The organism is Rhizobium sp. WYCCWR 11152 (assembly GCF_013087615.1).
GTDB lineage: Bacteria > Pseudomonadota > Alphaproteobacteria > Rhizobiales > Rhizobiaceae > Rhizobium > Rhizobium indicum.
The window spans coordinates 204,971-223,999 of sequence record NZ_JABFCP010000006.1 but is presented as its reverse complement, the minus strand read 5'-3'; the positions used below and the strand labels follow the sequence as shown (position 1 = coordinate 223,999).

17 protein-coding genes and 1 other RNA gene are annotated in these 19,029 nt (G+C 61.1%); 10 read left to right on the top strand and 8 right to left on the bottom strand.

The window, feature by feature from the left end; genetic code table 11:
* A complete protein-coding gene (gene metF / locus G9X67_RS07045) occupies positions 1-903 on the top strand; it encodes a methylenetetrahydrofolate reductase [NAD(P)H] (RefSeq protein ID WP_171598405.1) in 903 nt (300 codons plus the stop codon).
* A gap of 480 nt (positions 904-1,383) precedes the next feature.
* On the opposite strand, the gene G9X67_RS07040 is transcribed toward metF, so the two are convergent.
* The 5 genes from G9X67_RS07040 to G9X67_RS07020 form a co-directional block, all read right to left on the bottom strand.
* On the bottom strand, positions 1,384-2,289 hold the full coding sequence (locus G9X67_RS07040) for a DMT family transporter (RefSeq protein ID WP_138387063.1): 906 nt from the start codon (positions 2,287-2,289) through the stop codon (positions 1,384-1,386).
* 224 nt (positions 2,290-2,513) lie between these two features.
* Positions 2,514-3,731, bottom strand: coding sequence for a lytic murein transglycosylase (locus G9X67_RS07035; protein ID WP_138387064.1), 1,218 nt, complete (start codon positions 3,729-3,731; stop codon positions 2,514-2,516).
* 81 nt (positions 3,732-3,812) lie between these two features.
* On the bottom strand, positions 3,813-4,610 hold the full coding sequence (locus tag G9X67_RS07030) for a GH25 family lysozyme (RefSeq protein ID WP_129419869.1): 798 nt from the start codon (positions 4,608-4,610) through the stop codon (positions 3,813-3,815).
* Positions 4,611-4,735: 125 nt separating this feature from the next.
* A complete protein-coding gene (locus tag G9X67_RS07025; protein ID WP_138330502.1) occupies positions 4,736-5,410 on the bottom strand; it encodes a class I SAM-dependent methyltransferase in 675 nt (224 codons plus the stop codon).
* Positions 5,407-6,651: a DUF3419 family protein gene (locus G9X67_RS07020; protein ID WP_138330503.1), complete on the bottom strand. Its 1,245-nt coding sequence runs from the start codon at positions 6,649-6,651 to the stop codon at positions 5,407-5,409. The genes G9X67_RS07025 and G9X67_RS07020 overlap by 4 nt, the downstream gene beginning before the upstream one ends.
* 214 nt (positions 6,652-6,865) lie before the next feature.
* On the opposite strand from G9X67_RS07020, the gene G9X67_RS07015 reads away from it, so the two are divergent.
* Complete coding sequence (locus tag G9X67_RS07015; protein ID WP_171598404.1) at positions 6,866-8,284, top strand: serine hydrolase; 1,419 nt, start codon at positions 6,866-6,868, stop codon at positions 8,282-8,284.
* Positions 8,285-8,321: 37 nt separating this feature from the next.
* Here G9X67_RS07015 and G9X67_RS07010 read toward each other — a convergent pair whose 3' ends face one another.
* The 3 genes from G9X67_RS07010 to G9X67_RS07000 form a co-directional block, all read right to left on the bottom strand.
* The gene (locus G9X67_RS07010; protein WP_171598403.1) at positions 8,322-9,266 is read right to left on the bottom strand and encodes a lytic transglycosylase domain-containing protein; all 945 of its coding nucleotides are present in this window, start codon (positions 9,264-9,266) and stop codon (positions 8,322-8,324) included.
* A 114-nt stretch (positions 9,267-9,380) separates the two neighbouring features.
* Positions 9,381-10,016, bottom strand: coding sequence for a LysE family translocator (locus G9X67_RS07005; protein WP_003541440.1), 636 nt, complete (start codon positions 10,014-10,016; stop codon positions 9,381-9,383).
* A gap of 57 nt (positions 10,017-10,073) precedes the next feature.
* Positions 10,074-11,285, bottom strand: a complete 1,212-nt coding sequence (locus G9X67_RS07000) for a pyrophosphate--fructose-6-phosphate 1-phosphotransferase (protein ID WP_171598402.1) — start codon at positions 11,283-11,285, stop codon at positions 10,074-10,076.
* A 411-nt stretch (positions 11,286-11,696) separates the two neighbouring features.
* On the opposite strand from G9X67_RS07000, the gene G9X67_RS06995 reads away from it, so the two are divergent.
* From G9X67_RS06995 to rsmH, 8 genes are all read left to right on the top strand, one after another.
* Entirely contained in the window at positions 11,697-12,404 is a 708-nt protein-coding gene (locus tag G9X67_RS06995) for a DnaJ family molecular chaperone (protein WP_025395328.1), read from the top strand.
* Complete coding sequence (locus G9X67_RS06990; protein WP_138330507.1) at positions 12,401-13,162, top strand: N-acetylmuramoyl-L-alanine amidase; 762 nt, start codon at positions 12,401-12,403, stop codon at positions 13,160-13,162. The genes G9X67_RS06995 and G9X67_RS06990 overlap by 4 nt, the downstream gene beginning before the upstream one ends.
* A gap of 261 nt (positions 13,163-13,423) precedes the next feature.
* Complete coding sequence (locus tag G9X67_RS06985) at positions 13,424-14,044, top strand: lytic transglycosylase domain-containing protein (protein ID WP_138330508.1); 621 nt, start codon at positions 13,424-13,426, stop codon at positions 14,042-14,044.
* Positions 14,045-14,125: 81 nt separating this feature from the next.
* A complete protein-coding gene (locus G9X67_RS06980; protein ID WP_171598401.1) occupies positions 14,126-15,316 on the top strand; it encodes an FAD-dependent oxidoreductase in 1,191 nt (396 codons plus the stop codon).
* An 87-nt stretch (positions 15,317-15,403) separates the two neighbouring features.
* Positions 15,404-16,579, top strand: a complete 1,176-nt coding sequence (locus G9X67_RS06975; RefSeq protein WP_138330510.1) for an FAD-dependent oxidoreductase — start codon at positions 15,404-15,406, stop codon at positions 16,577-16,579.
* 157 nt (positions 16,580-16,736) lie between these two features.
* Positions 16,737-17,134, top strand: an RNA gene (rnpB, locus tag G9X67_RS06970) — RNase P RNA component class A.
* A 413-nt stretch (positions 17,135-17,547) separates the two neighbouring features.
* Positions 17,548-17,985 (top strand): division/cell wall cluster transcriptional repressor MraZ, encoded by a 438-nt coding sequence (gene mraZ / locus G9X67_RS06965; protein WP_026188472.1) that lies wholly within the window; start codon positions 17,548-17,550, stop codon positions 17,983-17,985.
* 17 nt (positions 17,986-18,002) lie between these two features.
* Positions 18,003-19,028, top strand: coding sequence for a 16S rRNA (cytosine(1402)-N(4))-methyltransferase RsmH (gene rsmH, locus G9X67_RS06960; protein ID WP_138330511.1), 1,026 nt, complete (start codon positions 18,003-18,005; stop codon positions 19,026-19,028).
* Position 19,029 lies beyond the last annotated feature (1 nt).

Genomic DNA, 19,029 nt, shown 5'->3' with positions numbered 1-19,029 from the left:
ATGGCTTTGAAAAACGAAGCGCGCGGCCGCAACATCAGGGTCTCCTTCGAATTCTTCCCGCCGAAATCGGAGGAGATGGAAGGGCAGCTCTGGCATACCGTCAGAGAACTGCAGGACTGGGACCCGGATTTCGTCTCGGTGACTTATGGCGCCGGCGGCACCACCAGAGCGCCGACGCTGACCGCCGTTACTCGGTTCCTGTCGCAGACGCCGCTTGCCACAGCCTCGCATCTCACCTGCGTCGGCGCGACCAAGGAGGAGACGCATCAGGTAGTCGACACGTTCCGCAAGGCCGGCGTGACGCATTTCGTGGCGCTGCGCGGCGATGCGCCCGGCGGCGCCGGTGCGCCCTACCAGCCGCATCCCGGCGGTTATGCCAATGCGGCGGAGCTGGTGGCCGGCCTGAAGGAAATCGGCGATTTCGAGATTTCGGTTTCCGCCTATCCGGAAAAACACCCGGAAAGCCGCGACACGGCGGCCGATATCGACATGCTGAAGCGCAAGGCCGACAATGGCGCCGACCGGGCACTGACGCAATTCTTCTTCGACAACGATAATTTCGAGCGTTACCTGGAACGGGTGCGCGGCGCCGGCATCTCGATCCCCGTTGTGCCCGGCATCATGCCGATCCAGAACCTGACGCAGTTGAAGCGCTTCGCCGGGGCCTGCGGCACGATCATCCCCGCCTTTCTCGACGAGCGCTTCGCAGGCTTCGACGACAAGCCCGAGGAGCGGGCGAAGGTCGCCGCCGAAGTCGCTGCCGAACAGATCGAAGATCTCGTCCGGCGCGGCATCCACGACTTCCATCTCTATACGATGAACCGTGCGCCGCTGGTTTCCGCCGTGCTCGACAATCTCGGCCTCTCCCGCCGGCAAACAAAAAGTGCTGGCGCAGCCGCCTGATCTTTGCGCGTCTGAAAGACGCGCGGCGCTGTAAAAGTGAAAAGCGCATGTCGGGCGGGACATGCGCTTTTTCGTTGGCGGATTGATCAGCTATTCAGGAGTTTAGGCACTATCAGTCATTACACTTTCGTCGGCCAGCTCAGATGAAGAGCATGGACAAGACGAAAGCAAACGCTGCACTGACCAACAGAACATTCAAGGATTGCGTGAGTCCCATGTCTGTCTCCTCGCGTTAACCGGCCGATAATATGTCTGAAATATGTCGGTTGGGAAGCAGATCTTATGCTGCGCTGCAGAAGAGTTCAGTGGATAAGTCGAATAGTGTTTCGGCAAGCGTTTGAAATTATTTGTTAATTTGCAACAAATTTTTGTTCACAGATTTTAACATGCCGTTAAATCGGGCGATCGCACATTTACCTATGCGCCTAAAACATGGCAGGCTCGCAACTGGTTGAAAACATATGGAATTCGCAACCGGTTTCAGGCGGCCTTCGCGAGCATGCGATAGGCGCGGCCGTCGAGAATGACCAAGCCGAAACCGATCAGCGCCATGCCGGCAAACTCGCTCAGCGCGAGCCTTTCTCCGAGGAAGAGCACGCCGAGAAGGATGGCGCTCGGCGGCACCAGCAGGGTGACGAGCGAGGCATTGGTGGCGCCAGCCGCCGCCATGATCCGGAAATAGAGGATGTAGCCGAAGGCGGTCGACAGCAGCGCCAGTGCCAGGATGGCGAGGAGGGCATCGAGCGACGGTGCGGCAAGCGCCCAAGGACGATCGGCCAGCAGCGACAGCGGCAGCGCAATCAGCGAAGAGGCGGTCAACTGTCCGGCTGCGGTGACAGGGGCGGGAACATTCTTGAAGCGTTTTCCGTAAGTGGCGGCGAAACCATAGGAGATCGCGGCAAGCACGGGAAGAAGCAGCGCCCAGAGCGGGGCTTGGCCACCGGCCGATATGCCGGGGCCGATCAGCACGATCGTCCCGGCCAGCCCGACCAGGCAGCCGGCGATCTTTGCCGGCGACAGCTTCTCGTCTGAGGTGAAGTAGTTGGCGATCAACACGGTCCAGATCGGTGTCGTCGCATTCAGGATCGCCGCAAGACCGGCGCCGATGCGGGTCTGGCCGAAAAAGATCAGCGCATGCGGCAGGGCATTGTTGATGAGCCCGAGGATCAGGAATTCGCGCCAGCGGGCCTTGAGGATCGCATAGAAGTCGAAACGGCCGGCGATATAGATATGCAGCGCCAGCGCTGCGAGCAGCAGCCTGAAGAAGACGAGGGTCAGCGGCGGCACGTGCTGGACGGCGATGCGGGCAAAGAAAAAGGAGGCGCCCCAGATCAGGCCGAGCAGGACCAGCAGACCCCAGGTCCAGGCATTCATTCTGCTGTCCACGCCGGTTCCTCCACCGCAAGCCGTTTTGCCGAAAAACGGTTTTCGGTTTCATGCTGTATCGCAGGCGGCGGATCGCGCCACCCGTTTCTTGCGAAGCGGGCGGCAAGATGTCAGCTAAAGCGCGTCGCGATCTTTCGGATTCGCTCGTCGCGCTTTAGCTCTTTGTTTTTACGCATGCCGTTGTCGCAAAACCGCTGCACACTTTTGCGCGGCATGCTTTAGGATCAGAGGGCGTTGAGAAGGGCAGGCGTCGCCCAGCCGTCGGCCGGCATGCCGAGGCGCTGCTGTTCCTTCTGGATCGCGACACGCGTGCCGGAGCCGAGGATGCCATCGATCTCGCCGACATCATGGCCGAGCGACTGCAGCTTGGTCTGCAAGGCCTTCATCTGGTCGCTGGCAAGTCCCTGTTCCGGCACGCCCTTGAGATAGGGTTCGGCACCCGAAAGGCGCGTCCCGAAATAGGCGGCCGAGGTCGTGTAGATGAACGACTTGTTCCATTCGAGATAGATCTTGAAATTGGGATAGGCGATGAAGGCCGGTCCCATGCGGCCCTGCGGCAGCACGAGGTCGCCTTCGAGATCGCCGAAAGCTGTGTTGCCGTCGCGCGGCTTGACGCCGAGTGCGAACCATTCGGCGGCCTTCATCGTGCCGCCAAGACCGGATTTCTCGAAGGGCAGGTTGTCGGGCACGGTCACTTCCTGCAGCCAGGGCTGGCCGCGCTCGAAGCCGAGGTGCTGGATGAATTTCGCCGCCGTCAGGATAGCGTCCGGGCTGCTCTGTTTCAGGCGGACATGGCCGTCACCGTCGCCATCCATGCCATAGGCAATGATGTCGCGCGGCAGCATCTGCACCTGGCCGATCTCGCCGGCCCAGGCACCGGTATTGGTGGCGGGGTCGAGGTCGCCATGCTGGACCATCTCGATAAGGGCGATCAGCTGCGGACGGAAGAGTTCCGGGCGGCGGCAATCATGCGACAGCGTCACCAGGGCGTTGCGGGTGTTGAAATCGCCCTGGACGGCGCCGAAATCGGTTTCCATCGCCCAGAAGGCGGTGATGACGCCGGGGGGCACGCCGAATTCCTGCTCGGCGCGGGCAAAGACGTCGGCATATTGCTTCATCTTCTGGCGGCCGATGTCGAGGCGGGCCTGGCTGACGGTGCGCTGGGAGAATTCGAGGAAGGTCTGCTTGAAGACGCCTTGGGCGCGATCCCGGCTCAGGACCTTGGGGTCGCTATCGGCGCCGGCGAAAGCCTCGTCGGCGGCTGCCGCACTGGCGCCGGCTGCCACAGCATCTTTCTTCACGCCTTCGAGGAAAGCGGACAGATCGCCGCCGCAGGGCGCTGCCGGGGCTGCGCCCTGCGCCTGCTGGGCGGCCGCGCCGCCTGCGAGGGCGAGGGCAAACAGAAGAGCGAGTGCAGAGCGGCTTGCGAGCGAGCGGTGCATGGATGCGGTCCTTATATCAAACAGATTGCCGTCGCTTTCACAGACGAATGTGACGGAAGCAAGAAACATCGCAAGACGTTACTAAGAATTTCTATCCTTGGAAACGGCCGCGACCCAATTGTTCCAGTTCTTTGCGCTGCCGGCAAAGACATTGATATCGGTCGGCCCACTGATGCCGGGAATCACGCCGGTCGAGGTATATTGCCAGAAGGCCCAGCGGCGGTCGGAATAGGTCACCTCGGGGTGTTTTGCCACCGAACGGACCCAGAAATGATAATCCTGGAAGTAGCCGGCGAGATTTTCGCGGTGGAAATCGACCGAGGTATAGATGATCGGGCGCTTGCCGTAATAGGCTTCCAGCCGGTCCATGAAACGCTGCATTTCGGCGCGCACCGTTTCAGCGTCGGGACGGTAGCGGCAGGTCTTTGATTCAGCGTTCCACTCGACGTCGAGCACCGGCGGCAGGCGCATGGCCTCCTTCGGCACGTTGCGGATGAACCAGTCTGCCTGCTGATCGGCCGAGGAGCAGAAATAGTAGAAGTGATAGGGAGCGTGCGGGATGCCGGCGGCGCGGGCCTCTCGCCAGTATTCGTCGAAACGCGGATCGACCCTGTCCTTGCCTTCGGTGGCCTTGATGAAGGCGAAGGCGACGCCGGAATTCTTCACCGTGCCCCAGTCGATATCGCCCTGCCATTTGGAAATATCGATGCCGTGCACCTGGTTGAGCTGCGGATGCTTGGCTCCGAAATCCTGGGGATCGGTGTCCTTGAAGCGCGTCTTCGGCTTGATCGACGCCGTTTCGAGGTAGTCATAACCGGAGGAACTGCAGCCGGCCAAAAGGACGGCCAAGGGCAAAACGCAAAACAAAAGCCGGCGCATGGGCGTCCCGTCGTAGCTCGAATGATCTCTTTGCCCCACAACCTGACCTTCGAAAAAGACGAGTCAGCAGAGGATAACCCTCTTTTCATCATATCAACGTAAAAAATCGGTTAGTTTCAAGCGAATTATGAGCGCTTGCTGATAATAGCTGCCCGCCAGGCATAACCGCCGCCGACGGTATCGAACAACAATGTCGCGTTGTTTTCATGGGCTTGCGCTTCCAGGACCGGGCGCAGATCGGGGCGCGGGGTGACGTGGAATTTCGCAAGCCAGGACTGCAGCATGCGCCGGAACCAGCCCGGCAAGCCTTCCTGTTGGCCGAAATCGACGATGTGCAGCTGGCCGCCGGGATTGAGGGCAGCGATCGATGCGTCGACGGCGCGCTCCCAGTCCGGGATCATCGACAGGGCGTAGGAAATCAGGATGCGGTCGAAACCGCTGACGCCGAATTCGCGCGGTGTGAAGGCCGTGGCGTCGGCGACGCGGAATTCCGGGATCGTCGCCTTGGTGGCGAAGGTCTTGCGCGCCGAAATCAGCATTTCCTGGGAAATGTCGAGGCCGAACAGCTTGGCGGTCGGGAAATGCCTATGGGCGAAAGCCATGTTGCGCCCGGTGCCGCAGCCGACTTCAAGCAGCGTGCCGCCTTCGGGCACGTCGAGGTTGCGGATCGTGCTGTCACGGCCGAGAAGATAATATTTGCGGGTCAGGTCGTAGATATGGCGCTGGTAGCGGTACATGCCATCCATGAGGCTGGCATGTTCATCGCTCTGTCCTGCCGTCTCAGTGCCGACCTTGCTCACGCTTTCTTCCCGTAAATGTGGAAGCCGCCGTAGATTGCCGAACGATCAAGCGCAGTCAGTTCACGCGACTTCTCTTCGAAGTAATCCCATTGGTCGCGGATCGCCGGAGCCAGACGGCCTTCGATGATGCTTTTTTCGGCGGCGGTGCGGAAGATCACGCGGGCGCCTTCGCGCGCCGTGCGGGTGATTTCCGTCCAGACGTCGTTCAGCTGCTCGTCCGTCATCCAGTCCTGTGCGTCGAGCAGGATGTAGCGGTCGCGTGAGGCGGCCGGCTCGCGGGCCAGAAGCTCGGTGAAGCTTGCGTGGTGGACATTGACGCGGTCGACATTGGCGCGGATCACCTGATAGTGCTCCGACTTCAGATAGGTCGGCAAAGGGCCTTCCGATTCGGTGCCATAGCGGCGGCCGAAGGCCTGCCAGGCGAAATAGTTGTCGCTCATCGGGAAATGACAGGCGAGCTTTTCCAGGCGGTGCTTCAGCACCGGCGCGATCGAATGATCGGCGGCAAGGCTTGCGAGTTCGTCATATTGCTGCGGCGGAATGCCGAGGCCGAAGAGCGAGCTCTTGCGGCCGGTGATCCAGCGCACGACCGGCTTTTCGAAGAGCGGCGCGATCTGTTCGTCGAAGAACTGGCGCTGCTCACGGATCGAGCGGGTCTTGGTCATCTCGCGCAGCTTGACGCCATGCAGGCGGGCAAGAAGGTGGGCGGCGCCGATGAAGCGGCCGAGCAGGCCTGTTTCGTAAATGTTGCGGTCGAAGACTGTGACGCGGCGACGGCCGAATTTACGGCCGTTCCAGTAGCTGCGGGTCGCCTCATCGAGACGGGCGGCGAGATGCTGGTCGTAGGCGCGGCTGTTCGACTTCTCGTTCGGCATTGCCAGGAAGCGGACGAGATCGGCATGGCCGGGAAGATGCTTGAAGGCGGCAAGCTTCAGGCGGTTCAGCGCGATGTGGTGCGGGTTGAGATCGACCACGTCGATCGAAGCCGGCGCTTTGGAGAGATAGGCGAGCATGTTGCAGCCGCCGGAGCCGATGGTGACGATGCGATGGTTTGGCTTCAGCTCCATCGCTTGCATGTCGAGATCCGGATCCTCCCAGATCTGCGGATAGACGAGGCCGGAGAAGAGAAGGCCGAAGAGACGCTCGGAAAAGCCATCCTTCGAAAAAGCCTTATGGCGGAGAAGGGCATCCTTGAGTTTCCGGTTCTTGCGGAAGCCGGCATCCGGTGCAAATTCTGACATGAGTCTGTCACCTTTTTAGCGTTCAGGGCGTGTAGCGCGCCACTGCTACAGTTTGATGACGTGGGCTGTGGGCGCCCTCTCGCGAGGCTGCGGCTTCAATGAAGCGTGATCTCAATCACATCTTCAGGAAGTGATTGGTATGGTGCGCCTTCTTCGCGTCGGCCCCTTTCCGGCGGGTGCGATTCCTGCTTTTCTCCCGTCATGGAGGAATGTCATGCGATTTGTCCTGCGTATTCTGAAGGCGCTTGCTCTCCTTGTCGTCCTCGTCGTCATCGGCGCCGCCGGCTGGCTCTTCGCCCAGCCGCCGGAATTGCTGCGGGTCGGCGACGGCTATGCCGCAAAGATCGTCTGCTCCAACGTCTTCATTGCCGGCCGCGAGGCCGAGGATGTGCTCCATGACGACGTCCAGGCGCCTGGAAATCCGCTGCTGCGGCTGGTGCGCGTCAGCGTCGACCGAGACAACGACCGTGTGACGGCGCGCTTCATGGGGCTGTTTGCGCCGAGTTATGCGCTCTATCGCGGTGCTTTCGGCTGCACGAGCGTGCCGGACGGCAATTTCGAGGCGGCGGCGAATGCGGCGCCTTTCGATCCGCCGGTCAAGATGCAGGCGAACGACGCCTTGTGGCCGGAGGGCGAGGGAACCGGCAATCCAGCGGACGGGAAGATCGCGGCGCTGCTGGCAGATCCCGGTGTTGCCGGCCCGGCCATGCGGGCGATCGTGGTGGTGCGCAATGGCCGCATCGTCACTGAGGCCTATGGACCCGGCTTCTCGGCGAAGACGCCGCTGATCGGCTGGTCGATGACGAAGACGGTAAATGCGACGATCCTCGGCCGGCAGATGCTCGGCGGCAAGATCTCCTTCGACGACGATAACCTGCTGGCGCAGTGGAAGAACGATGCGCGTGCCAAGATCAAGGTTTCCGATCTGCTCGGCATGGAGAGCGGTCTTGCCTTCAACGAGAACTATGGCGACGTCGCCGATGTGACGCGCATGCTCTATCTCGATCCCGACATGGTATCGCTGCCGGCCAATGCGCCGATGGAGGCGGCACCCGGCCAGCGCTTCCGCTATTCGAGCGGCACGGCCGTGCTGCTCTCGCGCATCTGGATGGACAGGGTCGGCAATGCTCAGGCGGCCTTTTCCTATCCGCACGATGCGTTGTTTGCGCCGCTCGGGATGACGAGTGCCGTGTTCGAACTCGATGCGCGCGGCACCTTCGCCGGAAGCTCCTATCTCTATGCGACGGCGCATGACTGGGCGCGCTTCGGGCAGTTCCTGCTGCAGGATGGCGTGTGGAACGGCCAGCGACTGTTGCCGGAGGGTTTCGTCGGCGCCATGCGCACCCCGACGGCGGCTTCGAACGGGCGGTATTCGCAGGGCCAGGCCTGGCTGGCGCCCGGCCGCGGCTCGAGCGCTGGGGCCGGGCTGCCTGAGGATACATTCTGGCTGACGGGGCACGATGGGCAGAGCGTGGCGATCGTGCCTTCCGCCAATCTGGTGGTCGTCAGGCTTGGCCTGACACCGAGCCGGCTCGACTACCAGCCGCAGACGCTGCTGAAGGCGATCCTGGCGGCCCTGCCGCAATCGGGGGCGCAGCAGCAGGCCGGATCGCAGCAACAGGCGCAGCCATAGGCTGGGGCTGCGATGGCCGTTTCGACAATGTCTGGTGTCAGTAGTTACCTTGGGCGATGTCGGTCATGCCCTTGCGCTTGGCGTCGTAATAATAACCGCGCGCGTAAAGGCGAACGGCGTCGTCTTCCTTACTGTCGGAGACGAGCCAGGCTCCGCGCAGATATTTCGCGGCATATTTGATGTTGGTCTCGGCATCGAAGAGGCCGCCCGGGGCGCCGCCGTAGCCCATGGACTTGGCGGTGTTGTACTTGATCTGCATCAGGCCGAAATAGCCGCGCTTGTTGTAGGCCTTCGCATTATAGCGGCTCTCGCGATGGACGACGCGATGGAGCAGGGTCTCGGGAATTTCGTAGATTTTCGAATATTTCTGAATGAGCTTGGTGACAAAGCTCTTCTCGACGGTCGGCGCATCGTCTTTGTCGTCGTCGCTGAACATCGGGGGTGCGGTCGGCGGATCGATCGGCCCGGATTCGTCGAAACCGTAGTCCATGCTGGCGCGCGGCGTGGTGTCGACTGCGGCAAGTGCTGCAAGCGCGCTGTTTTGCGGTGTCGCGGCAAAGGCAAGCTGCGTCGTCGGCTGTGCCGCCGTTCCCGGACGCGGCGTCGGCACGACGGACTGGATCGCCGTCATTTCGGGCGTCAGCGGGATCTGCGCATAGGCTGCCGGCTGCATGCCTGCCTGCATGGCAAGATCGCCAGGCTGAGAAGCTGTCGTCACGGCCGGCATCGCCGTTGCGGTCAAAGAGGGGGGTGCCTGGGGAATGATGGCGCCTGCCACCGCCTGACCGGCTGTGCCTTCGGCTGTCGGGATCGCGGCGAGTGTTGCATCTTCGCCGGGTTTCGGCATCGGCACGACGGTCTGGGCGGCTGTCAGTTCGGCCTGGGACGTGTATTCGACGCTCGTACATCCCGTCATCACGCCGCAGAGTATCGTCGAGACGACAAGACTGCGTTTCAGGCCGGATAATCCGATCGCTACCATTCCGCCACTTTCGTGAAATCGCGCCGCCCCGGCAGCGTATAAAAGTTACCAAAAGCCTAAGCCCTGGTGACCCCATTAACCTATTCGTGGCATTCCGGCAACCACGGAATATTACTAGGCTGCAATACGGCGATACCCGGCCGTTACAGCCCCTGCAGCGATCAGCAGAGTGCCTCCGGTTCGGTTTACTGCGCGCTGGATGCTCGCCTTGCGAATCAGTCCGCGCGCGCTATGGGCGAGAAGGGCGTAGGTAGAGGCGTTGAGGATCGCCAGAACGAGGAAGGTCGCTTCCATGATCGCCATCTGCCCGACGAAGGGCAGGGCCGGATTGAGGAACTGCGGCACGAAGGCGACGAAGAAGATGATGCTCTTCGGATTGAGGGCGGTGACGACATAGGCGTGGAGGAAGATCTTGAGCGACTTCTCCTCCGGCAGGTTGTCGTTGTCGGCAACCGGTTCGCCGATGATGGGAGCCCGCCAGAGCTTGATTCCCAACCAGATCAGATAGGCGCCGCCGATCCACTTCAAGACGGTGAAGAGGGTCGCGGAGGCGGCCAGGACGGCGCCGAGACCGAAGAGAGAAGCCGTCATCGCCGTGAAGTCACCAAGCGCCACGCCGCCCACCGTCGCGAACGCCGTCCGGCGCCCATGACCGAGCGCATAGGAAACGACGAGCAGTATCGTCGGCCCCGGTATGGCCAGCATGATGGCGGATGCGGCCGCAAAAGCGAGCCAAGCTTCAAGTGACATGGTGTCTCCTCCTATTCCTCAGGAACAAGCAAAGACATCATATTAACCATCCGTCAATCACGCTTCTTTGTATTTCTGGCCTATATTGTCCATGACTTCGGCAAACCATGCCGTCGAAAGGTCAAAAGCCTTGCCGCCTTTGATGCGCGGGAATTCTATAGTGCGCAATTTACCGTTCTGGCCTTCATCATGGCCGGTGACGCCGGAGACTTTATTGAGCGCGCTTTCGACGGCGAGATCGACCATGCTCTGGATCAGCCTGAGGTCATCGCCGTTGGCGGGCGCCGAGCGCGCGAAATAACCTGATTTCTGCACGAGGGAACGCTCAGCGTCGAGCAGATTGGCGAACTGCTTCTGGAACCAGGCGCCGACATTGATCGTGTCGATCTTCACATGGCCGAAAGCATCGCGCTTGACGGTCTCGCCGGCGGCTTCGCGCTCGGCGACGATGGCATCGAGGCAGGCGCCTTCCGAGACGAAGACCGTGGCGTGGCCGTTGCGGTCCATGCTTTCCTTCAGGCGGGCGGCCTCGGCGTCGAGGTCGAAGGCCATCTCAGGCAGGTAGACGGCGTCGATACTCTTCAGGTGCGCGTCCATCATCAGGCCGTCGACATACTGGTTGCGGCTGGTGCGCTGCAGATAGGCGCGGGCGGTGGCGGCCGTCAGCCAGCCGCAATGGCGGCCCATGACTTCATGGATGACGAGGGTGCGGGGGGCGGCCGTCTGCTCGTTGCCGACATTGTCGAAGAAATGCGCGCCGACTTCGGCGGCCGTCCAGGCGCCGAGCGACTGGCGGATCGGCACGACGTCATTGTCGACAGTCTTCGGCAGGCCGACGACGGTCAGATCGTAGCCGTTGGCGGCGAGGTAGGCGGCGAGGTCGGCGGCCGTGGTGTTGGTGTCGTCGCCGCCGATCGTGTGGAGAATGGTGATGCCGTCATTGGCGAGGCGTTCGGCGGCGATCCGCAGCGGATTCTCGCCTTCCTTGACCAGGCCGCGCTTGACGCAGTCGGCGGCATTGGTGAGCTTGACGCGGCTGTTGCCGATCGGCGAGCCGCCATAGCGGTGCAGCAGCGGCGCCTTTTCGCGCATCGCGCGGGTGATCTCGATGCTGTCGCCGAGGAGCACACCCTGGTAGCCCGACTTGTAAGCGACGATTTCGAGCTCGGGCGCGACGTCGCTATAGCGTTCGATAAGGCCGCCGACGGCGGACGAAAGACAGGGCGCCAGGCCTCCGGCGGTCAGCATTGCGACTTTCTGTTTGGCCATGATCCCTCCTACGGTGTTTCGGTGCGGCAGCGTTAGCTAGCGCATGGATGCGGCAGGGAAAGGGCCCTGTAAAGTAAAGAATTTACGAAAAATGCGCGTTTCTGCCGTGTTGGATCGCAAAGGCGACGCGAAGTGCTGATATAATCGTTTCAACCCGGTCTACGTGTCGGGAACTGCCCGTGGAAATTTCCGCCGCGCGCTCCGGAATCCACGTGCCCGGGCGATGCCCGCGACTGCCGGCCATGCCCTCACGCGAGATGAAAGCGGGCGTGATGAATCGTTTGTTGCGGTGCGACAATTACCAAATCGTGAAAACTGTGTTCGGCCCTACGACGAATAGTCGCCTTGCAAAGGCTGCGATTCTTTGGTCAAGCTGTTTCTCTATAAGTTGACACGTGTGTGAGATTTTCGATGTCCTTCTGGGAAAAACTGTTGAATGCCATTGGCAATACCGCAGGCAATGCGCTGTCTGCGGTGGTCGAGGCTATCCGCACGGTTTTTGAAGGCGATCCCGAGACCCGGCGTAAGGTGGCTTTCTCGGTGGCGATCATCGCGCTGTCGGCCAAGATGGCCAAGGCCGACGGCATCGTCAGCGAGAAGGAGGTCGAAGCCTTTCGCGAAATCTTCGAGTTTCCGCAGGATCAGGCGAAAAATGTCGCCAGGCTTTACAATCTCGCGCGTCAGGACGTCGCCGGCTACGAAGCCTATGCCGAACGGCTCTCCACGCTCTGCGTTACCTGTGCGGCCAATTGCCCGGTGCTGGAAGACGTGCTCGACGGGCTCTTCCACATCGCCAAGGCCGACGGGCTGATCCACGAGAAGGAACTGAATTTCCTGGGCCATATCGGCGAGATCTTCCAGATGAGCGAGACCCGCTTCGAGCAGATCGCCGCCCGTCACGTCTCGACCGGCGGTGATCCCTACAAGGTGCTCGGCGTCTCGCCTTCGGATGATTTCCCGACCATCCGCCGCCGCTACCACGGCCTCGTCAGCGAACATCATCCCGACCGGCTGATCTCGCGCGGCGTGCCGAAGGAATTCCATGTGATCGCCAATGAGCGCATGGCGGCGCTGAACGCGGCCTATGAGGCGATCGAGAAGGAACGCCGCGCCGCATGACCTCTTTCGAGGCCGACTGCAGAAGCGCCCACGTGCAGCCTTCGCCGAACCACGGCGAACGGGCGGACGGGCGCCGTCCGGATATGATCCTCCTGCACTATACCGGCATGCCGACGGCAGATGGTGCGCTCGACTGGCTCTGTCGCGCCGAAAGCCAGGTTTCCAGCCATTATTTCGTGCATGAGAATGGCGAGGTCGTGCAGCTCGTGCCGGAAATGCGGCGTGCCTGGCATGCGGGAAAAAGCAGCTGGCACGGCGAGACCGATATCAATTCGCTGTCGATCGGCATCGAGATCGCCAATGCCGGCCATCCGGGCGGGCTTCCTGATTATCCGAAAGAGCAGATCGCCGCGGTGATCGAATTGTGTCGCGACTGTGTCAAACGTTGGTCGATCACGCCTGAACGGGTCCTCGGGCATTCCGATGTTGCTCCGATCCGCAAGGTCGATCCGGGCGAGAAATTCCCCTGGGCCGCGCTCTACCAAGCGGGCATTGGGCACTGGGTCGAGCCGGCAACGATCACCGGCGGGCGCTTCTTCCAGCGCGGCGATACCGGCCAACCTGTGGAAGCGCTGCAGTCGATGCTGTCGCTTTATGGTTACGGCACTGAAATCACAGGCGAATTCTCGGAAAAAATGGCCGGTGACGTCGAAGCTTTCCAGCGGCATTTTCGGCCCGAACGGATAGATGGCATCGCCGATTTCTCGACGATCGACACATTGCACCGGCTGCTGTCGGCTTTGCCGCGTTATTCCTGATTCCTCGACAATTACTGAAACGCCGAATTTCGCACTGCAGCGCGAAATTCGGCCTGCCACATCATTTCCCTATTATCTCCTCATTGCGATGGTCTAAGAACGTCGCCAACCGGGGCTCGGGGTTGTTTTCGAGTTAAACCACTGGCGTTATGTGAAACGATAAGAATTACCGCGAATCCTGATCTGCCATTGATCTGGTATTCATTATGACAGCGAGGCGCGCCGTCCGGTAATTCTTTGGGTCGGAGTGATCAAGACTACATGAGAAAACTGATTGTTGTTGCTGCAACATGCGTTGGCATGGTGCTGGCCGGAAATAGCTTTGCCTTTGCGAATGATTGGGGTGTGCGAGCTGATGCGCCGGTGAAGAAGGTCGAGCGTCCTTCAAAGAAGACAGAGCGCCCGTTGAAGAAAGCGGAGCGTTCGGTCAAGCCGGCGAAGCGTCCGCTCAAGACGGCGGAGCGCCCGCTGAAGACGGTCGAGCGCCAGAGCGGTTATCCCGTCGCCAATGTTTCCGGCAATTCCTATTCCGCACTGATCAGCAAATATGCGAGCCAATATGATGTACCGGTTGCGCTTGCGACCGCGGTCATCCGCATCGAAAGCAATTTCAATCCGAATGCGCGCGGCAGCCACGGTGAAATCGGCCTGATGCAGATTAAGCCTGCAACTGCCCGCATGATGGGCTATTCCGGCAGCGCCAAGGGCCTGTTCGATCCGGAAACCAACATCAAGTACGGCATGAAATATCTGGCTGCCGCCCATGATCTCGGTGGTGGCCAGACCTGCAACACCATCCTCAAATATAATGCCGGTCATGGCGCCACGCGCATGAACCCGGTGTCCAAGTCCTATTGCGGCAAGGTTCTGGCAATGCTCTGAGCCTGAAGCGCTTATCCCTGACAAGAGCTGGATGATTCAAGATGATTGCCATGGTATCGCTGGAATTTAGCGAGGTGGGATATGGCAGTCGATTTCAGGTTCATCATCATCGGACGCGGCATGATGGGTGCCGCCGCCGCACGGCATCTCTCCTCGATGGCCGACGGCATCGCACTCATCGGCCCGCGCGAGCCAGAGGAGCGCAAGGCCCATCACGGTGTCTTCGCCAGCCATTACGACGAAGCGCGCATCACCCGCACCTTCGATGGCAATCTTGCCTGGGGGACCTTCGCCGCCCGCGCGCTTGACCGCTACGGCGAGATCGAGGCAAAGAGCGGCATCTCCTTCTATTCGGAGGTCGGCTGCCTCTTTGCCGGTCCTGAGAAGGACGAGCAGGACTATATCGAAAGGGCGCTGACGGTCAGCCGGACGCTCGGCAGCGATATCGAGACCATCGCACCGTCGGAACTTAGCCAACGTTTTCCCTATCTTGCCGTCGCCGCCGATTTCACAGGATATTTCGAGCGCAAGCGCGCCGGCTACATCAACCCGCGGGCGCTAGTGCGCGCGCAGGCAAAGCTTGCCGAACAGGGCGGCGTATCGCTGATCGAGGCGACCGCAACATCGGTGCGCGATGCGGGTTCCCATGTCCAGGTGATGGCCGGCGGCAGAAGCTACAGCGCCGAGCGCGTGCTGGTCGCCGCTGGCGGTTTCAGTAATTTCCATGCCTTGCTGCCGCGTCCCGTCGATACCAGGGTCATGGCGCGAACGGTCGCCTTCTATGAGATCGGCGAACGCGAGATGGCGATCTTCGGCGATATGCCGTCGACGATCGTGCTCGGTGACCGGGAAGAGGATCACATCTATATCCTGCCGCCGGTGCGTTATCCCGACGGCAAGACTTATCTGAAACTCGGTGGCGACACCGAGGCGCTTTCCTTCGGCAGGCTGGAGGATGCGGGGGCGTGGTTCCGTTCCGACGGCAGTGCCGCCGAGCGCAATCATCTCTCGCGCGTCGCCCTGCAGCTGATGCCGGGGCTTGCCGGCTGCCCGGTCACCTCGGCGCCCTGCGTAGCGAATTTCACGCCGACCGGTTATCCCTATGCCGGATTTACGCAGTCGCCGCGCATCGCGTTGCTGACCGGCGGCAATTTCGTTGCGGCCAAATCTTCCGACGAACTCGGCCGCTTAGGAGCCGTGCTTCTGGCGGAAGGGCAGCTGGGCGAAGCGGATTTCGGCGGCGCACTGACGCCGGTTTTCGCTGCTGCATGATTCCTTAAATCGAATGCAGCAATTCAAAGTGTTACAGCGTCCTCTGCGCGTCTGAAAAGGCGCGCGGCGCTGTTGAGAGGAGACAGCATGGCAGTCGATTTCAAATATATCGTCGTCGGCCGCGGGTTGATGGGGGCAGCAGCGGCGCGGCATCTGGCGCGCCAAGCGGACGGTGTCGCGGTGATTGGCCCGGACGAGCCTGATGACCGCAAGGCGCATCAGGGCGTCTTCGCCAGCCATTACGACGAGGGGCGCATCACTCGCACCATCGATCCCGACCGCAATTGGGCACTGCTCGCCAACCGCTCGATCGACCGCTATGGCGAGATCGCCCGCGACAGCGGCATCGATTTCTATCGCGAGGTCGGCTGCGTTGTCGTCGCGCCGACGGGGGGCGATTATCTCGAGAAGACCCGACAGGCCGCCGTTTCGCTCGGCGTCGAAACCAGCCTGCTCGATGAGGCGGGGCTGAAGGCCGCCTTTCCCTTCTTCGCCTTTCCCGATGGGGGCGCGGGCGTCTTCGAGGCGAGGGGGGCCGGCCACATCAGTCCGCGCAAGCTTGTGAAAGCCCAATCGCTGCTGGCGGAAAAGGCAGGCGCCGCGGTCATCCGCGATCACGCTGTCTCGATCCGCAGCGAAGGTGGATCGGCTGTTGTCGAGACGGCCGGTGGCCTGACCCATCGTGCTGAAAAGGTGCTGCTGGCAGCGGGCGGATTTTCCATTGCGGAGAATCTGTTGCCGCAGCCTGTTGCCATGACGGTTTATGCCCGGACCGTGACGCTTTTCGAGGTAAGCGAGGCCGACGCGGCGCGCCTGGCCGCGATGCCGTCGCTCATTCTCCGGGCGCCCGGCATCGATATCTACCTGCTTCCGCCGATCCGGTATCCCGACGGCAAATTCTACCTGAAGATCGGCGGCGATCCTGACGATCTGGCGCTCAGCGACGACACGGAAATGCGCGCCTGGTTCAAGACCGAGGGGCGCGATAAGGTGCGCGCGCATCTCAAGCGCATCGTTGAAGGTCTCGTGCCCGATATGGTGCCGCTTTCGATTTCGGCGGCCGCCTGCGTCGTGTCGCATACGGAAAGCGGCTACCCGATGATCGGCTATAGCTCATCGCCGGAGATCGCGGTGCTGACGGGCTGCGCCGGCACGTCGGCCAAGAGCTCGGACGAAATCGGTCGGCTTGGGGCCGAGCTGCTTTTGTCAGGCGGAATCGGCGAACAGGGCTACTCGACGGATTTCACACCGCAATTTCGCTAGAGCATTTCCGTTTTTCTCCGAATCACGGAGGTGCTCCCTGTTTTTGTTCTTGCGCAATTCCGGACGCAAAACCGCTGCGCAGTTTTGCTGGAATTGCTCTGAGCGATATCATTTATTTCGATAGCAATTGCGATCTCTCTCGTTTATGGGAGCCCTGCCAGTTGGCTGGGCAGCCGCGCTTTACCAATGCCGAAAGGCGGTAGGGTGAGGAAAGTCCGGGCTCCACGGAAACACGGTGCCGGATAACGTCCGGCGAGGGCGACCTCAGGGAAAGTGCCACAGAAAGCAAACCGCCTGTCATGACAGGTAAGGGTGAAAGGGTGGGGTAAGAGCCCACCGCATCTCCGGCAACGGAAATGGCACGGTAAACCCCACCGGGAGCAAGACCGAATAGGGATGACGCGGTAGGCCGAAAGGCTTTCCGGCTGGTTTCCAGGCCAGTCATCCGGGTGGGTTGCGTGAGGCAGCGTGCGAACGCTGTCCCAGAGGAATGGCTGCCACGTTCCGGTTCACGCCGGAGCCATACAGAACCCGGCTTACAGGCCAACTGGCGATTATCATCTTGCGGGCGCGGCAGCCGGATTTTCAGCGTAAGTCGCTGAAACCGGCTGTTTTTCAAGCAGATGTTTATGCATCCATTGGATGGATTTTTCCTGCAGGAATACCAATGCGTGTCATATGTAAGATGACGCCGCTAACCCTTTGTTAAACTTAACGGCTTATAAATTTTTGATCATGCGTCTATTGCAAAATAGGCGTATCCCATTGACGCCCATATGGTCCCATGCTATCCCAAATGCGCACTGCACCAGGGCAATCACCTGCCCATTCATCGCAAAGCAAAGGCGCCTTCCTCTCCGGAAGCGTCGGAGGGGTTTTTGCTCATCCGGCTTGCGAAGCTGTGCCTGATATCGGGAGTTTCGGGCGTCTTTTGGTCCGGATCCCTGCGGGAACGGATGTTTCGTGTCATGAACCGCTTCCTTTCGAACGCGACCAACAGGATCGACGCCAAGGGCAGGGTTTCCGTGCCTTCGGCTTTCCGTTCCGTGCTGGCGCAGCGCAACGTCCAGGAGCTCTACTGCTTCCAGGACTTTGTGTTTCCGGCGATCAGCATCGGCGGTCCGGATCTTCTCGAAAGATTCGAACGGCAGATTGCTGCGGAGGATCCGTTTTCGCCGGATGCGAACGAGATGTCGCTTCTTATTCATGGAGGCGGGGTCTTCATGAAGCTCGACGCCGAGGGGCGGCTGATGGTCACGGATTTCATTCGTGGCTTTACCGGCATCTCGGACGAAGTGACCTTCGTCGGTCGGGCGGATCATTTTCAGCTCTGGCAGCCGCAGGCTTTTGTGGCCGCACAGGCGCAGGCACGAGGGGAGCGCAAGCTGGCGGGCAAGCGTTCCTGAAAGAACGAGGGAACGGAATGGTGGCGAATCCTGGCGGAGGTTCAACTGATGCCGGTGGCGGACCGGTTCGTCACATTCCTGTTCTTCTGGGTGAAGTGCTTGCGGCATTGGCGCCCGCGCCCGGCAAACTCATCCTCGACGGTACATTCGGTGCTGGCGGTTACAGCTTGGCCATCCTTGCGGCTGGCGCCGAGGTGATTGCGCTCGACCGCGATCCGACGGCGATTGCGGCTGGCCAAGCGATGGTCGCCGCCCATGGCGGTCGTCTCAGGCTCGTTCATTCGCAATTCTCGCATCTTGCCGATCATGCGCCGCAAGGCGGGCTCGACGGCGTCGTGCTCGATATCGGCGTCTCCTCCATGCAGATCGACGAGGCCGAACGTGGCTTCTCCTTCCAGAAGAACGGGCCGCTCGACATGCGCATGTCGGCCGAAGGCGTTTCGGCCGCCGATGTCGTCAACCGCGCCAAGGTCGCGGATCTCATCCGCATCTTCCATTTTCTCGGCGAGGAAAGCCAGGCGCCGCGCATCGCCCATGCGATCGAGAAGCGCCGCGCCGAAAAGCCATTTGAAACGACACGCGATCTCGCCGGTCTCATCGAGCTCGTCACGCCGCGCAAGATGAAGGACAAGATCCATCCGGCAACGCGCGTCTTCCAGGCATTGCGCATCTTCGTCAACGACGAGCTCGGCGAACTGGCGCAGGCGCTGTTTGCGGCGGAATCGGTGCTGAAACCCGGCGGTCGGCTTGTCGTCGTCACCTTTCATTCGCTCGAAGACCGCATCGTCAAGAAATTCTTCTCCGACCGCGCCGGCAAGGCGTCGGGTTCGCGGCATCTGCCGGTCGCGCATGAGCGGGCGGCAACCTTTGCAGCGATCGGCAAGCCGATGGTTTCGGCAAGCGAGGCGGAGGCGGAGATCAATCCGCGCGCCCGCTCCGCCAAGCTGCGCGCCGGTCTGAGGACGGACGCCGCCGCCGAAGCCGCGGATATGTCGCTCTTCGGGTTTCCCAATCTTGCCAGTCTCGGAAAGCTTGGAGGTTGAT